Source organism: Paenibacillus glycanilyticus (assembly GCF_023715145.1).
Lineage (GTDB): Bacteria > Bacillota > Bacilli > Paenibacillales > Paenibacillaceae > Pristimantibacillus > Pristimantibacillus glycanilyticus_A.
The window spans coordinates 183,387-199,728 of the sequence record NZ_JAMBNP010000010.1 but is presented as its reverse complement, the minus strand read 5'-3'; the positions used below and the strand labels follow the sequence as shown (position 1 = coordinate 199,728).

At 52.3% G+C, this 16,342-nt stretch carries 11 protein-coding genes and 1 pseudogene; 4 read left to right on the top strand and 8 right to left on the bottom strand.

The window, feature by feature from the left end:
• Positions 1-417: 417 nt before the first annotated feature.
• The 4 genes and pseudogenes from M3194_RS23870 to M3194_RS23855 all read right to left on the bottom strand — a co-directional run bounded on the left by M3194_RS23870 (position 418) and on the right by M3194_RS23855 (position 5,500).
• Positions 418-933 carry a GrpB family protein gene (locus M3194_RS23870; RefSeq protein WP_251656590.1) on the bottom strand — a complete coding sequence of 172 codons (516 nt, stop codon included), beginning with the start codon at positions 931-933 and terminating at the stop codon, positions 418-420.
• 125 nt (positions 934-1,058) lie between these two features.
• Complete coding sequence (gene mgrA / locus M3194_RS23865) at positions 1,059-2,048, bottom strand: L-glyceraldehyde 3-phosphate reductase (RefSeq protein WP_251656589.1); 990 nt, start codon at positions 2,046-2,048, stop codon at positions 1,059-1,061.
• Between the two features lie 120 nt (positions 2,049-2,168).
• Complete coding sequence (locus M3194_RS23860) at positions 2,169-3,578, bottom strand: HD-GYP domain-containing protein (protein WP_251656587.1); 1,410 nt, start codon at positions 3,576-3,578, stop codon at positions 2,169-2,171.
• 26 nt (positions 3,579-3,604) lie between these two features.
• A pseudogene (locus M3194_RS23855) lies at positions 3,605-5,500 on the bottom strand (bifunctional diguanylate cyclase/phosphodiesterase).
• A gap of 357 nt (positions 5,501-5,857) precedes the next feature.
• Between M3194_RS23855 and M3194_RS23850 the strand changes: the two are divergent.
• The gene (locus M3194_RS23850; RefSeq protein ID WP_251656586.1) at positions 5,858-7,036 is read left to right on the top strand and encodes a peptidylprolyl isomerase; all 1,179 of its coding nucleotides are present in this window, start codon (positions 5,858-5,860) and stop codon (positions 7,034-7,036) included.
• Positions 7,037-7,122: 86 nt separating this feature from the next.
• On the top strand, positions 7,123-7,992 hold the full coding sequence (locus M3194_RS23845; RefSeq protein ID WP_251656585.1) for an aldose epimerase family protein: 870 nt from the start codon (positions 7,123-7,125) through the stop codon (positions 7,990-7,992).
• 57 nt (positions 7,993-8,049) lie between these two features.
• Here M3194_RS23845 and M3194_RS23840 read toward each other — a convergent pair whose 3' ends face one another.
• Positions 8,050-9,354: a cation:dicarboxylate symporter family transporter gene (locus M3194_RS23840; protein ID WP_251656584.1), complete on the bottom strand. Its 1,305-nt coding sequence runs from the start codon at positions 9,352-9,354 to the stop codon at positions 8,050-8,052.
• A gap of 296 nt (positions 9,355-9,650) precedes the next feature.
• Here M3194_RS23840 and M3194_RS23835 point away from each other — a divergent pair, with 296 nt between their 5' ends.
• A complete protein-coding gene (locus M3194_RS23835; RefSeq protein ID WP_251656583.1) occupies positions 9,651-10,343 on the top strand; it encodes a DUF7002 family protein in 693 nt (230 codons plus the stop codon).
• A 75-nt stretch (positions 10,344-10,418) separates the two neighbouring features.
• Here the strand turns inward: M3194_RS23835 and M3194_RS23830 are convergent, their stop codons facing one another.
• From M3194_RS23830 to M3194_RS23820, 3 genes are all read right to left on the bottom strand, one after another.
• Positions 10,419-11,819: a SulP family inorganic anion transporter gene (locus M3194_RS23830; protein WP_251656582.1), complete on the bottom strand. Its 1,401-nt coding sequence runs from the start codon at positions 11,817-11,819 to the stop codon at positions 10,419-10,421.
• Positions 11,820-12,020: 201 nt separating this feature from the next.
• Entirely contained in the window at positions 12,021-12,707 is a 687-nt protein-coding gene (gene deoC, locus M3194_RS23825) for a deoxyribose-phosphate aldolase (RefSeq protein ID WP_251656581.1), read from the bottom strand.
• A 34-nt stretch (positions 12,708-12,741) separates the two neighbouring features.
• On the bottom strand, positions 12,742-13,692 hold the full coding sequence (locus M3194_RS23820) for a sugar-binding transcriptional regulator (protein ID WP_251656580.1): 951 nt from the start codon (positions 13,690-13,692) through the stop codon (positions 12,742-12,744).
• Positions 13,693-14,027: 335 nt separating this feature from the next.
• On the opposite strand from M3194_RS23820, the gene M3194_RS23815 reads away from it, so the two are divergent.
• Positions 14,028-15,836 (top strand): 5'-nucleotidase C-terminal domain-containing protein, encoded by a 1,809-nt coding sequence (locus tag M3194_RS23815; RefSeq protein WP_251656579.1) that lies wholly within the window; start codon positions 14,028-14,030, stop codon positions 15,834-15,836.
• The last annotated feature ends 506 nt before the right edge of the window (positions 15,837-16,342 follow it).

The following is a 16,342-nucleotide window of genomic DNA, read 5'->3' as shown; positions in this document are numbered from 1 at the left end:
GGTGCCTTCTGCACTAAATTCTTTGCCCCACTCTCGTGATCGCGGGCAAGACAACAAAAAGAAGGGTTCCCGATTGAATTCTGATTCCCTTTAATATTGACGGCGCATTGATGCGTCTATTGTTGCTGACGCTCCGCAGCAAACTATAATTAGGGCTCTGCCTTGTACGTTGTATGTAATGCAGGATAATGGCGCGTTTTGGACGTGTCGGGGCTGATATCCTGTATGGAATGCAGGATATTCTTTGATTTGAGGCCAATTTGGTGATTTTAGAGAAAATATACTGTAGTTCGTGCAACGTAAATGAAGTGAAGAAGCGTTCTTGGGTGAATATGATGTAGTTCGTGCAAGGTGGAGGAGATCAGCAGGTTATAAAGTTGTAAAGTTATAAAGTTATCAAACTATTAAGCTATTAAACTATTGCTTCTTTTGCTTATACCATGCGAGGGCGAGCTGTTCCATTTCACTTACGAACGCTTTTTTGGCGGGACTGTATTGGCTGGTTTGTTCGTAACGCCGAGCAAGATCTTCCTTAAAGCGGCTGTATCGGACGGCTTCTTCGGGATTCGATCGCAGGTAGTCCCGGAAGATGAGATGCCGCTCGATCTGAGGATTATCGGACTGGTAGAAATGAATATGGTGGGTGCGATTCTCTCCGCCTTTGCGGAACAGCCTTCGGCCGGGAATCCCCCAGTCGCCTGCCACATCGTAGCCAAGCGAAGCCATCTTATCGTTAAATGCATCTATCTTGTTCATGTCATCAACAATTCCCATCATATCGATGACAGGCTTTGCTTTCATCCCCGGGACAGCCGTGCTTCCGAAATGCTCGAATCGTATCTCCAAGCCTTCCAATACAGCTTGCAAATATCCCGCTTCGTCCCGAAACATTCGTGCCCATTCTTCTCGATAGTCGGATAACCGCACCTCCATCTCTTCACCCTCCCTCTTCTCAGAAAAAGGCTGCCGAGATCAATCGGCAGCCTTCATGGTCCAACAAATCAAATCATATCGATGAGAGCAAGAGGAAATACCTTCCTCAGGCGATATACATCGATCTAAGCCAGGATGCTCTCGATCGCCTTCAGCTCGTCCTCGGAGAAATCGAGACGGCTGAGCACGGCAACGTTGTCGTCGATTTGCTCGACGCGGCTTGCGCCAATCAGGGCGGATGTTACGCGGCCGCCGCGAAGTACCCAAGCAAGTGACATCTGCGCAAGCGATTGGCCGCGGCTTTGAGCGATTTCGTTCAGCGCGCGAACTTTAGCCAGCTTCTCTTCCGTGATCGAATTCGAGTTCAGGAAGACGCTTGGTCCGCCCGCACGGGAATCCGTAGGAATGCCTTCCAGGTAACGATTCGTAAGCAAACCGCCAGCGAGCGGCGAGAAGACGATAGAACCGATGCCTTCTTGATCGAGCACGTCTTGCAGGCCATTCTCGATCCAGCGGTTAAACATCGAATACGATGGCTGATGAATAAGGCATGGCGTGCCAAGCTGCTTCAGGATCGCGGAGGCTTGAGCCGTCTGCTCCGCACTGTAGTTGGACAAGCCCACATACAGCGCTTTACCCGAACGCACGATATGATCAAGCGCCGCCATTGTTTCTTCAAGCGGCGTTTCCGGATCCGGACGGTGATGGTAGAAAATATCTACATACTCCAGGTCCATCCGTTTCAAGCTTTGATCAAGGCTCGATACCAGATATTTGCGGGAGCCCCAGTCGCCGTAAGGACCTTCCCACATGTAATAGCCTGCTTTAGTGGAGATAATCATTTGGTCGCGGTATGCCGCCATGTCCTGCTTAAGTACTTGACCAAACGTCTCTTCGGCGGAGCCCGCCGGAGGACCGTAGTTATTCGCCAGGTCGAAATGGGTAATGCCCAGGTCAAAAGCGCGGTGAATCATGGCGCGTCCGTTCTCCAAACGGTCAGTGCCGCCAAAATTATGCCATAAGCCAAGCGATACGGCAGGCAGCTTGAGGCCGCTTTTGCCTACGCGGAAGTATTTCATGTCTTCATAACGAGCTTTGTCTGCTACGTACGTCATTCCATTCATTCCTTCCCTTCCGTAAGTAACTACTCTATTGAACTCCTCTATCATACACCCACGGCCTATGGAAATAAACCCGGGCTATTCGCCTATAAACAATCTTTACCATTTCTCGATTTAACTGGCCGAAGCCTTAAAAGCCCAGCCCTTATCGCCTGCTATCCGTACCAGAGCATCCACGCATAAGGGGTCAAAATGCTTCCCCCGCTCCTTGCGGATGATGCTGATCGCTTCTTCATGCGACAGCGCTGCCCGGTAGGAACGCGATGAGGTCAACGCATCGTACACATCCGCAACCGCCGTTACCCGGGCCAGCAGCGGAATATGATCCCCGCTCAGCGCATCCGGATAGCCGCTCCCGTCCCAGCGCTCATGATGCGAGCGGATAACAGCCAGCTCCTCCTGCATGAATCCCAGCCGGCGGCATAAGTTAAATCCGGTTACCGGATGCTTCTCGATAACCTCCCGCTCCTCCGGAGTCAGCTTGCCGGGCTTGTTCAGAATATGATCGGGGACGATAAGCTTGCCAATATCATGCACGATGCCGCCCTGCGCGATAGCCCGAAGCTGATCGCGGTTCAGCCCCAGCTCCTCTCCGAGCTGAATCGCATACAACGCCACGCGGTAATTATGGCCCGCCGTATACGCGTCGCGCGTTTCCGTCGTACGGATAAGCTCCCGTACCGCCGGAGACATGTAGCCGTTTATCCATTCCTTCGGATCATTCTGGAACAGCTGCTTAAGCGACATCGTATAGGAGCCGGAGCTCCGGTACTGATAATAAATGCCGACAACCATGGCGCTGACCGAAGCCAGCAGGAGCAAGTGGTAGATCCACCAGCTGACCATCCACATTTTCCCCGTCACGTTAATGAACTGCGCCGCAATCATCCAGCCGGAGCTGTACACGATAGCAAGCTGCAACGGAAATCTCGTGGACAGATACGTCTCCAGGTAACGATACATCGTCCATACATTTAATCCCGTGATGAGCAGGGTTGCCGCCCATTTGATCGGATCCTGCTTCATCTGAAGCCAGTACATCTGATCGGAGAACAGCCACAGCAAGGCGCATATGACGGCAATCGAGGCCGTCCAGATCGGCAGCAGCCAGCGCTGATGCGCGGAAAGCCAGCTAATAATGCGGCGGTCCGAGGACATCGACGACAGCCACAGCCACATCACCGCCAGCAAGATGCTCATTTGCGCAGCATTGCTCGGCAGAGCGGTTGCATGCTCCATCCCTCTTGGCGTCGATAGGCCATGAACAAGGAATAAGGCAGCGAGCGATATGAAGGACAAGGATAAAAAGCTGATTTTTAAATTACGAAGCCGTATGGCCGCCACCCCGACAGCAACGGCAAGCGCAAAGGCCGCGCCGGACACAATGCTGACGATGTAGAAATGCCCGCCTGACGAATGAAAATGATAATCCCAGGACGGATTAAGATGAAGCACGAGAAAAACGATAAGCGGGACCGCCATTGATAACAGAAGATACAGATAGATTTTTGCCTGACTGTTCAAAATCCGACGCCCTCCTTGGCTAACGTTTATCCGATCAAGCTCTGAGACGCTTGTCTTCCACTTGCGAATATCGACTGCTGCAGCCAAAGATCAAGATCAGCCCGCGACATCGGCTTGCTGATGTAATAGCCCTGTATTCTGCTGCACCCGGCGGATTGCAGGAAGGCAATCTGCTGCTCGGTCTCGACCCCTTCGGCAATCACATCCAGATTAAGCTGTTTGGCCAGCATAATAATCGTATGAATGATCGCGCGCTTGGACGGCGAATCGCTCTGCTGCATATACAGCTAGTCTATCTTTAAGGTTTGGAAAGGAATCAGATCAATAGAGCCCAGCGCGGAATAGCCGGCACCAAAGTCATCCATTGAAATCTCCACGCCCATCTCCCTGATAGACTTCAGCTGTTCAACAACATCCTCGACGTTATGCATTACAATCGTCTCCGTAATCTCGAGCTCAAGTTGAGTCGCATCAAGCCCCGAATGCAGCAAAGCCGAGATCACCATGTCCTCCAGATTTTTGCTGTCGAACACGCTGACGGACATATTAACCGAGACGCTGAGCGGTTCGGTTCTGCCTTCATTCCATTCGAAGCAGTCCCGGCAGGCTTGTCCAAGCACCCAGCGGGTGATCGGCACGATCAGCCCCGTCTCTTCCGCGATCGGAATAAATTCTTCGGGCGAAATCCGGCCCAAAATAGGATGATTCCAGCGCAGCAGCGCTTCTACTCCTATAGCGCGGTTAGCGGATGCATCCCACTTCGGCTGATAATGAACGACAAATTGATCTCTTGGCAATGCCAGCCGAAGATCCTTCTCCAGCTCCATGCGCCGGATAAGCTCCCGCTCCATCTGTTCGTCGTAGAGACAATATTGATTCTTGCCCCTGCGCTTTGCCTGGTACATGGCGGTATCCGCCGCAATCAGGAGCGAAGACCTCTCCAAGCCGTGCTCCGGGGATAAGCTGATTCCAATGCTGCCCGTTATGTATAGCTCGTTGCCTTCAAGTAAATACGGTTTGCGAATATCCTCGAGAATGCCCGTCGCAAGCTGCTCTACCTCAAGGGGCGCAAGCCCTTTGGTCACAAGCAGGAATTCGTCCCCGCCAAGTCGGAAGGTCTGCGCCCCCTCGCTCTCATGGGACCGCAGCCGCTTCGCAACGGCCTCGACAAGCAAATCTCCTACATCATGGCCAAGCGTATCATTAATGACCTTAAATTGATCGAGGTCAAGGAAGAGCAGACCGTAAGTACGGGAATTATCCAGCTTGTGATCGAAATAGCGGTTCATCGCATGGCGGTTCGCAAGTCCGGTCAGCGGATCGCTGTAGGCCATGCGCTCCAGAACCGTGCGGTCGAGATAGATCGCAATCCAGGTCACGAGCATAATAAGAAGCGTAACCAACGTTACACTTATTAGAAGAAACAGATTAATCGGGATATCTTCGGTTAACAACGTAACCTCCGCTTCGCCGCACCAGAAGGATGCCGCACCCATCCCCGTGTAATGCATCCCGCAGACGGCCAGCCCCATCAGCGCGGCGGCCGCCCATTTGGACCATACCGCTTTGCTGCCGTCCCTGAAATTAATGAATAAATATAGAGCCGCGCATGAGGTCAACACCGCAATCGCAGCGGATAATATGACTATAAATGGGTTATATTGTATAGACATTGTCGGAGAATGCATCGACGCCATGCCGGTGTAATGCATCGCAACGATTCCCGCGCCCATGATAAAGCCGCCCCCGAGAAGCTTCAGGCGGTTGATTTCTTTTGCCATCGTCAGGTAGAAGGCGACAAAAGAAGCGCAAATGCTTGCAACAATCGACAAGAGCGTTATGGGTACGTCATAGGTAATAGGAATGCCAATGTGGAAGGCCATCATCCCGATAAAATGCATGGTCCATACCCCGCTGCCCATGACAAAGGCGCCTGCCAGCATCCAGCCGAGCTGCACCCTTCCTTTGGAATGCGAGATTTTGAACACCAGATTTAAGGCAGAGTACGAAACGAATAATGCGATGATGAATGAGAGAAGAATAACCCAGCCGTTATACTCTCCGTGTAATGTGACCAAACGTCCCCCACCTTCCGTCACTAGTTCTCTGGACATGACTGATGCGACTAAAGCCTAATATTGTATACTTATACCATTATACGAAAAGCGACTGAATGCAACATATTTTTATTTTGAATTAAGGTTTTTTCCCGATTGTTTTGTTATAGTAGGTGAAGATTGTAAAAATAGTGCCTTTTTGTTGAAGGGAGTTCATGAAGAATGGAAAACAAAGACTCGCAGCACAAAAGAGAAGATGAGGAACGGGACACGGCTGCGGAGAAAGAAACACAATTCGTTTACGAAGATGACAACAAAGAGGGTCAGCCGGCAGAAGAGGCTAAAGAAGAGCAGCAAGATAATGCTGTAGAAGAGGAAGAGCAAGAGCGCAAGCAAGCGTTAACTTCCGAGACTCCCGCACAAGCAGCAGGCGGCCGCAGCGGCGGCAAAGCTTGGATCGCGGTATCGGCGATTTTGGCGATCGTGCTTGTAATCGTACTGATCAAGCCACCGTTTGGAGGCGGCTCCGAGGCTGTCGCAACGGTTAACGGCGTTAAAATTACAAAGGACAAGCTGTATGACTCCCTCGTGGAGCAAGGCGGCGCGTCTACCCTGGATAACATGATCACGCAAGAGCTGATCGACCAAGCAGCGGAAGATGCTAAAGTAACCGTAACGGAAGCGGATATCGACAAAGAAATCGAGACTCTGAAGAAGTCGTTTGGCTCGGAAGACGAGTTCAACCAAACGCTTTCCCAATACGGCATGACGGAAGAAAGCTTGCGTCAAGACGCGGGCGTTCAAGTGAAAATCCGCAAAATCCTTGAGCCGCAAGTTAAAGTAACGGACGAAGACATTAAAGCTTACTACGATGAGAACAAAGCATCGATGTCGACGCCGGAACAAATCCGCGCTTCGCATATCCTTGTCGCAACCAAAGAAGAAGCTGAAGCGATTCTCAAAGACCTGCAAGGCGGCGCTGACTTCGCTACTCTGGCGAAGGAGAAATCGACGGATCCGGGCTCGAAAGACAAAGGCGGCGACCTCGACTTCTTCGGCAAAGGCACGATGGATCCGGCATTTGAAGAAGCGGCATTCGCGCTGAAAAAAGGCGAGCTGAGCGGCATCGTACAAACAAGCTACGGCTACCACATCATCAAGAAAACCGATGAGAAGGCTGCCGTAACGCCTACGCTCGAAGAGAAAAAAGAAGACATCAAGACGCAGCTGATTACGCAAAAAGTAAGCGAACTGTCCTCTACTTGGATGGCTGACCTGAAAGCAAAAGCGAAAATCACGAACAAGCTTGATCCTGCTGCGGCTGAGGAATCCGCTTCCCCTGACGCAAGCGCAGAAGCAAGCCCTGACGCAAGTCCAGCGGCTGGTAACGCAACGAAATAAACCACGAAGGCTGTCCCGTTTGCGGACAGCCTTTTGTTTATTTATGATAAGATGGGATTAGAAAAACAGATACATAGGAGGGCCATATGAGCCAGTTTCAAGTAAACAGCTATACCGACACGTTTAAGGTTTATGAACTCATCGAGGAAAGCACGTCTTCCCGGATCCAGGTATGTCCGGAGCGCGGCGGCATCGTTATCGGCTGCCAGCTTCATGGACTTGAAGTCTTCTATCTCGACAAAGCAACGTTCGAGCATCCAACGGCGAATATCCGCGGCGGCAATCCCATTCTGTTCCCGATCTGCGGACAGCTCGAGAATAAGTCCTACACCTGGAACGGCAAATCGTACGAGATGGCTAACCATGGCGTAGCGCGCACTTCCGTCTGGGAAGTGACCGGCACCAATACGGATGGCGAAGCCTCGATCACGATTGTGCTGCGCAGCAACGAAGAGACGAAGCAGAGCTACCCGTTTGATTTCGAGCTGAGCTTCACCTACGCCCTGGTGAACGGCGAGCTGCATATCCGCCAGCAATACCGCAATCTGACCGAAGGCGAGCCGATGCCGTTCTACGCGGGCTTCCACCCGTATTTCAACGCCGATGCGAAGAACCTTTCGTATGAGAACGATGCAACCACCTACCTCGATTATAACGACATGGTCGAAAAGCCTTTCACCGGCGAGCTGGATCTCGACGGTATGGTCGAGTCGGTTACCCTGCTTGGCTCCGTAAAGCGCGAAATCGCATTCCCTGTCAGCGGCGGCGCCCGTGTCCGCATGACATACGATGATATTTTCAAATACCTTCAGCTCTGGTCCGTGCAGGACAAGCCATTCGTCTGCGTCGAGCCGTGGATGGCAATGACCGGCGAGCTGAATCGCCAGGAAGAGCTCGTTATGCTCGAAGCCGGCGGCACGCTGAACGCGAACCTGACCATCAGCTGCGAACGATAAAAGATAAGGAAGCCTACCCCGGGGTAGGCCTCTTTTGTTTGGACCGGAGACTAAGGATTAATCCGCTTTTACCTCATGCGAGGAGGTTGGCGGAGACGAGAACACACCGGTCTGCATAAACGCTGTGCCTAGCTTTTTATCGAACATTCCTTCCCATCTTGCTACTACAAATGTCGCAACGGCGTAGCCGATTAAATTAATGGTCGTACGGAAGTTCCCCATAATCCGGTCTGGCGCCAGCATTAACGCTACAGCCGCTATTGGAATAAATCCCGTACTTGCCGCTGTCGCAGACAGCGCCACAAAAGCAGATCCGGGAATCCCCGCCATTCCCTTGGAGGTAAGCAGAAGAATGCCCAATAAGAGAAGCTGCTCGGACAAGCCTAGATCACTGCCCGTCGCCTGAGCCAGAAATACGAGCGTCAACGATAAGTAGATGGATGCGCCATCCAGATTGAAGGAATAACCGGTAGGAACAACGAGACCTACAACCGAACGGTCGCAGCCGGCCTTCTCCAGCTTGCTCATCAATTGCGGCATGACGGCTTCCGTAGATCCAGTTGCGAAGGAGAAGATAATCTCCTCCCGTATCAGCCTGATGACTCCCCACAGCCCCATGCCAACAAACAGCCTCATAATCACCTCAAGAATAAGGAGGAAAATAACGCATGCCACCGTCATGGCCCCAAATAGCTTGCCGAAGGAGAGAAGCGTCTGCATGCCATATTGACTCACCGCAAAAGCCATGGCTCCAAAGGTTGCGATTGTGGTCAGCTTCATAATGAAGCCCATAATCTGAAAGATCACTTTGCTTATATGATCCAGCAGATTAATCACATATTCGGAGGTTGCTCCTCCAATACGGACAACGGCAAATCCGAATAAGCAGGAAACAAGCAGTACCTGAAGCATCGTGTTGGAGGCAAATGCAGACACGGCACTCTCGGGAATGATGTTCATGAAGAATTCCGTCCCATGGGGCAGCTCAGAGTTCTTCGTCACCTTTCCTACTTCCTCCAAGGACAAGCCGGCAGTATCCACGTTCATGCCTTGACCGGGCTTCATTACGTTAGCGACGACCAATCCGATAATGAGCGCAATCGTCGTGACTACCTCGAAATAAATCAGTGCCTTGCCGCCGATTCTTCCAACGGTCTTGATGTTTCCCACCTTAGCGATCCCAAGGACAACAACGACAAACACAAGCGGAGATATAATCATTTTGATAAGCTTAATGAAGCCGTCCCCCAAAGGCTTTAGATCTATCCCCAATGACGGCCAAAAATAGCCCACGGCAATTCCAAGCACAATCGACATTACGATTTGAAAAAACAGTCCGTTATAAAACTTCCTTGTTTCCACAATATCCCCCCATATTCTTACCGTTTCATTCGGATTAAATATAAGTTGAGGGATATCTCGCGTCAATTTTAATAACATAACTTTGGGTGTAGGTTTGCTGTTTCGGAAGTTCTTCTATGCACTGCGCACAAATTTTGCAATAAACCTACCTCTAATACGTTATTTATATGTCACATTATTCAAAGAATCAGAACTCATCCTGCCTTTTCAGGCTTTTCATCCAATAGATCGAGGTATATCCTAGCAAGAAAATGCTTCATAATACGGGAAGCGGTCTAATCAGAAGGTGGCGACTCATGACGGATATAGAACATAACATTGCTCTCATCACGAAATCAATCGGCAGAAGGTCGGCATATCACTTTACTCGAGCAAGCAATTTGCAAAGCATCGTTCGCTTTGACGCTATTTGGTCCAGCCATCATCTGCTGCCGGAGTCTGCTGGCGAGCGCCGGGCTGCCAGAGAGGAAGTAACTTACAATGGAGCGACCGTTACGGTAAATGCGCATCTTCGCATTCCCGAGGCCGTTATGGAGCCGGGCTGTACGGTCGAGGAGTTCCGGGCTTTTATCGACAGGCATGTCTTCCTCTGGCCAACCAGAAGGGATTGCCTCAAGATGCTGACCACCTACATGAAGCGAGAGCCCGCCGAGCCGTTTGCGGTCTTAGAGCTGGATGCAAGCGCGCTGCTGCGAGAGCACCAGCAATCGGTCCGGTTCTCCAAATACGACTCGGGCAGCTCCCCCCGCTTTCCGCATAACTGCGGCTATAAGAAAAGCCCGGACATGTTTGTTTCCCTTGCCGATTTTGGCCATCGAACGGACCATGCCGTCCCCACAAAGCCTTCGGAGATCAAGGAGATTCTGATTGAAGATCAGGCACAATCGATTACGCGGCTTCTAAGAAACGTATATACGCAAGATCCCGGTTATGTACCCGGCAAGTGGCTGAACCACTACCAACCGCTGGACGTTCTACTTGAAAGCTGACAGCCTGCCTAACCGAACAAAAAAGGCCGCCACAAAGGAATTCCAAAGGGCTGCCTTTTCTCCAATCCAGCCTTTCTACACGCCAACAACAGTCACTTGCTTGCCGTTCTTCTGCAGCCGGTCGACCGTCTTGCGGACGGCGAGGTTCGCCGTATGATCCCACACTTTGGTGCCGGTGAGGTCGATGCGGACCTCCTCGGCCGCGCAGTCATGCTCGATCCGCTCCTCCAGCTCGGAGGCGGAGGCGAAGAACAGCTGACCCTGCACGCGGTAAGTCCGGGTTGAACCGTTCCATTCGTCGTGAATTTGCACTTTGGAGGCTTCTACCGCGAACCAGATAAAGCTCACGAACACGCCGGCGATAACCCCAACCGCCAGGTCATGCGTCAGCAAGACGGCACCAACCGTCACCGCCATAACCACGGTCTCGCCAAGCGGCAGACGGTTCATGCGGAACACGGAGCTCCAGTCGAATATCGCGATGCAGACCATCAGCATAATGCCCACCAGCGCGGCCATCGGCACCAGCGACAGCAAATCGCCGAGCAGCACAACCAGGAGGAGCAGGAACAGCGCGGCCACCAAGGTGGACAAGCGGTTCTTCCCGCCCATTTTCACATTCAGCACGGACTCCGCCACAAGCGCGCAGCCAGCCATCCCGCCGAAAAATCCAGCCACGATGTTGGCAATTCCCTGCCCTTTCATCTCCCGGTTCTTATCCGTCTTCTCCCCGGTCATCTCATCAAGCAGGTTATGCGTAAGCATCGTCTCCGTGTACCCAACAACCGCAAGCGATAACGAGTACGGGAGGATGATCCAGAGCGTCTCCCAGCTAAACGGAATATCCGGCAGCAGGAATGACGGCAGCGAAGCATCAATCTTGGCGATATCGCCGATTCGGGTGACATCCCCCATGCCAAACGCCCATACCGCAAGCGTCAGCACCACTACCGCGATCAGCGGCGACGGAATCGCCTTGAAGAATCGCGGCACCAGATAGATGATGCCAAGGGTTACGGCAACCAGCACGTACATGACCCAGGACTCGCCTTTGAAATACCGCAGCTGCGACAAGAAGATCATAATCGCCAGCGCGTTAATGAAGCCGGTCAGCACGCCTGAAGGAACAAATCGCATTAGCTTCCCAAGCTTGAACACGCCCATCAGGAGCTGAATAACGCCGGTCAGCACCGTTGCCGCAAACAAATACTCGATGCCATGCTCCTTCACCAGCGTCAGCATAAGCACGGCCATCGAGCCCGCGGCAGCCGAGATCATGCCCGGCCTGCCGCCCAAGAACGTAATGACTAGCAAAATACAAATCGAAGCATAAATGCCTACAACCGGCGGAACGCCAGCCATAAACGAGAAAGCAAGGGAATCCGGCACAAGCGCCAGCGTTGCCGTTATGCCGGCCAGTACATTCACCCTTACGTTACTCGTCCACTGCTCCCGCCAGGAAGTGATACTGCTCATAAGCCACCTCAATCAATCTATGATAACGTCCGATCGGGTCCGCCCGATCCGGTACCTCATCCTCAACTCAAACAACCTCAAATAAAAAAACCAGCTCAGCGAGCCGGCCTTCGACTACCTTAATGATAACTTGCCCTTCCGCAAAGGGTCAATCCCAAATGAAGGGACGACCGAATCCGGCCGCCCCTTCTCCATTGCCTATTAATAACCTTCGCCTTTACCGCCGGTTACAATCGCTACGCTTGAGCTTGCGCCAATCCGGGTTGCGCCGGCTTCGAGCATTTTCACAGCGGTCTCCAGGTCACGCACGCCTCCGGAAGCTTTCACTCCCATGTCAGGGCCAACCGTGCGGCGCATCAGCGCGATATCTTCCACCGTAGCTCCGCCTTTGCCAAAGCCCGTCGACGTCTTCACGAAGTCCGCTCCCGCTTCCTTGCAGATCTCGCAGGCGCGAACCTTCTCTTCGTCCGTGAGCAGGCCCGTCTCCAGAATGACCTTCACGACGGCTTTGCCTTTGCAAGCCTCAACAACGCCTTCCACATCCCGCTTAACGCCTTCGTAGTCGCCCGACTTGATCAGACCAACGTTAATCACCATGTCGACTTCCGTTGCGCCGTTCGCAATCGCGTCCTTCGCTTCAGCCGCCTTGGTAAAGGTTGTCGTAGCTCCAAGCGGGAAGCCCGCCACTGTCGTAATGCCCACGCCGGAGCCCGCAAGCTCCTTCGCCGCAAGCGCGACATAACCCGGATTCACGCATACCGTTGCAAAATGGTACTGCTTAGCTTCCTTGCACACTTTGATAATTTCCTCTGTAGTGGCTTCCGCCTTCAATACAGTATGGTCAATGGCAGCGGCAATCTCTTCCGCCGACAAATGTTTATTACTCATAATCCAGTCCTCCAGTATATTCTTCTCTAGTCTATTATGCTTTGTAGTCCAGCAAATGCTGCGCGGTAATCTGGTCCGTGATTAACGTATTCGTGTACTGGCCGTTTAATGCGCCATAGATCGCTTCGACCTTGCTTGGACCTCCCGCTACAAGAACGGACCATTCCTTCTTCTTCAACTCGCCCAGGTCAATGCCGATCGTTCGCAAATCCAGCTCCTCGCTGCACAGCTCCCCGTTAATATCGATAATCCGGGAACAAATGTCGCCAACGCCTCGCGATAAAATAATGCCCAAATCCTCATCGGAAAAATAGTTCGCGCGGATCAGCACCGAATCCTCCGTTGGTGCCCCTACCGTAAAGACCGCGATATTCGCCTGCTTGCCCATATCGAGGATTTTGCGGATATGCCTGTCCGCTTCGATCGCATGCTTCACAACCGCGTGGTCAACAATGGCCGGCAGCGGAATCAAATACGGCGACGTCTGATAAGCCTTCGCGAACAGCTGCGCAATCTCGTAGGCATACGTATTCGTCTCGGAATGGCTCACTCCGCCGTTCAGCTGCACAACCTTGACCTTCTTCGCATGCTTGTTCGGCAGGCGGGTTGCTACCTCATATAAGGTTGTTCCCCAAGTGACGGCAATGGTATCGCCATCCTCCACCGTCTCATTCAGAAAATTAGCCGCGGCCTCGCCGATGACCTTCTTGACCATGGCGTCCTCGTACTTCGGTACGGAAGCAACAATCGCTTCCTTCAGGCCAAACCGTTCCTTGAGCATGCGGGCGCGTTCCTTGTTATCGGAGGCCGGATCCATAATGCGAATCTGCACGATCCCGTCTTCCTTCGCCTGCTGCAGAAAACGAGATACCGTCGGGCGAGATACGCCCAGCTTTTTCGCTATTTCCTGCTGATTATAGTCGAGCTCGTAATACATACGGGCCGCCTCAATCATTTTCAACCGCTTATCGCTTAGCTCCTCCATGCGTCTTCCCCTCTCGCAGAGCTGCCTTGGTATGAGAATATGTTCATTATAATGTGACAATATTTCACGACTATTATACGTGCCCCTTCCCGCAAGGGCAATAACCCGAAATGACTAACGCCGAATTTGGACATATGTTCAAAGTCACATCCTTTCTTTTGTGCACAAAACAAAGAAGCCTGTTGTCGAAACATTGGATAATAAGACGAGCGGAAAGGACTTCAGGACTAATTTGCTAAATTTTCAGATAATTTACAAGGGATTGAAAGGAGATCTCTGTCAAAGCAACGAATACGTACAGGCGTTAGACGAAAAATAATCAGTGGAGGGATACGATGCTTACCAAGCTTAGAAAAACGAAGTGGGCTGCGTCCATGCTGCTTGCCGTCTCGGTGCTTGCCGCTTCCGCCTCGACGGCCGCCGCAGCGGAGGATACGCCAGTGCCCGCTTCCGCCAAGCATATCACGCTTCTGCATACCAATGATACCCATGCGCGCGCCGTGGAGGGCACTTCAGGAGAAATGGGCTATGCGAAGCTTGCCGGCATTATTGACAGCTACCGCAAGGCGAATCCAAACACGCTGCTGCTTGATGCAGGCGATGCGGTGCACGGGACAACCTTTGCCACCCTAGTGAGCGGGGAAAGCGTTGTTCAGGTCATGAACAAGATGGGCTATGACGCTTTTACGCCCGGCAACCATGAATTCAATTACGGATACGAGCGTCTCCTCGAACTCGAATCCATGATGAAATTCCCGGTCCTCAGCGCTAACGTTAAGGTCGCCAAAGACAATTCGTCCTTATTTAAGCCTTATATCATCAAGGAGGTTGACGGCGTGAAGGTCGGAATATTCGGCCTGACGACACCGGAAACTGCTTATAAGACGCATCCGAAAAATGTAGAAGGCCTTAACTTCGCCGATCCAACCAAGGAAGCTCAAGCTATTGTGGACGAGCTTGAGGACAAAACCGACGTTATCGTGGCGCTGGGTCATATCGGCCAAGACGCCTCAAGCGTCGACACAAGCCTCAAGATTGTCAAAGCCGTTGACGGCATCGACGTCTTTATCGACGGGCACAGCCATACGGTGCTGGAGCATGGCCTGAAGGCCGACCATAACACCTTGATCGCAAGTGCCGGCGAATATACGAAGTACCTCGGAGTTGTGGATCTGTGGGTAGACGGCGGCAAGGTCGTGAAGAAGGAAGCGAAGCTCGAGAGCAAGGATACAACGGCAATTATCGCGCCAAACGCCGAAATCGCGGATTTCGTAGCCTCTATCCAGAAGAGCCAGGAAGCCATTCTGGCTGAAGAAGTAGGCACGGCCAGCGTGAAGCTGGACGGCGAACGCGATCAGGTCCGCACCAGCGAGACCAATCTCGGCAATCTGGTTGCCGACGCGATCCGGGATGCAGCCGGTGCCGATGCAGCGATCACGAACGGCGGAGGCATCCGCTCCTCCATCGATGCGGGCACTATTACGAAAGGCGAGATCATTACCGTATTGCCGTTCGGCAATCAGATCGTATCGCTGAAGGTCAAAGGCGCCGACATCAAAGCGGCTCTTGAGACCGGCGTATCCGATTATCCGAATTCGAAAGGCGGCTTCCCGCAGGTATCCGGCATCACATTCAAGATCGATACCGCGAAGCCAAAAGGCCAGCGCGTTCACTCCGTCACGGTCGGCGGCAAAGCGCTGAACGAGAAGGCCGACTATCTGCTTGCGACTAATGACTTCATGGCCGCTGGCGGCGACGAATACACGATGTTCAGCCCTTACCCGCAAGCCGGCATGTACGGATCGCTTGACGAGGCGCTGATCGCCTATATTGCCAAGCTTGGTACGGCTAATCCGAAGGTAGAAGGCCGCATTACGGCTGGAGCTACTCCCGTTGTTGTTCAGCCTAAGCCAGATCCGAAGCCGGAGCAGCCAAAACCGGATCCAAAGCCAGAACAACCAAAGCCTCCAGTAAAACCTGAACCAGCGAAGCCCGCTGTCTATGTGGTGAAGACAGGCGACACCCTGTGGGCAATCGCCAAGAAGCATAACACGACCTGGCAGAAGCTTCAGGACCTGAACCATATCAAGAATCCGAACCTGATCTATCCAGGTCAGAAAATCAAGCTGCCCGCTGCTGCTTAGCAGGCAGACAAAAGGGCTGCTCCCGCGGGAACAGCCCTTTGCTTTGCTCGGCTTGTCGGCAGCCGCATACGCCGCACGCCATACAGCATAATGGAGCGTTTGACGTCCGTAGTCCGCATTATCCTGCACGAAATACAGGATATTCGGATACAAATGGAATATTGCGGATTATTGCGCAGGATATCATGCAATCCGTACAGCATATCTCTTCAGCGCCGCCTATTTGGTGCTAATATCCTGCATTTCATGCAACGCCAACAACGTCAATCTGTGGCGCATAGCAGGAAGGATAATTGCACTCTCCTTCTACGTTGGATTACATCCAGCAAATTGGCGCTCCACAGACCACTAACTTAAGCTACATTGGATTTCATCCAGCAAAATCAGTTAAATTAGGCTGGATGTTGCTCCTGTCAGCGAAAGTTACTGGAGGAAATCCAATGTAGCGAGCTGCAGCCGGCCACGGAGCAATAGTACGTTGGACGGAATCCAACGTACTAGCCAAC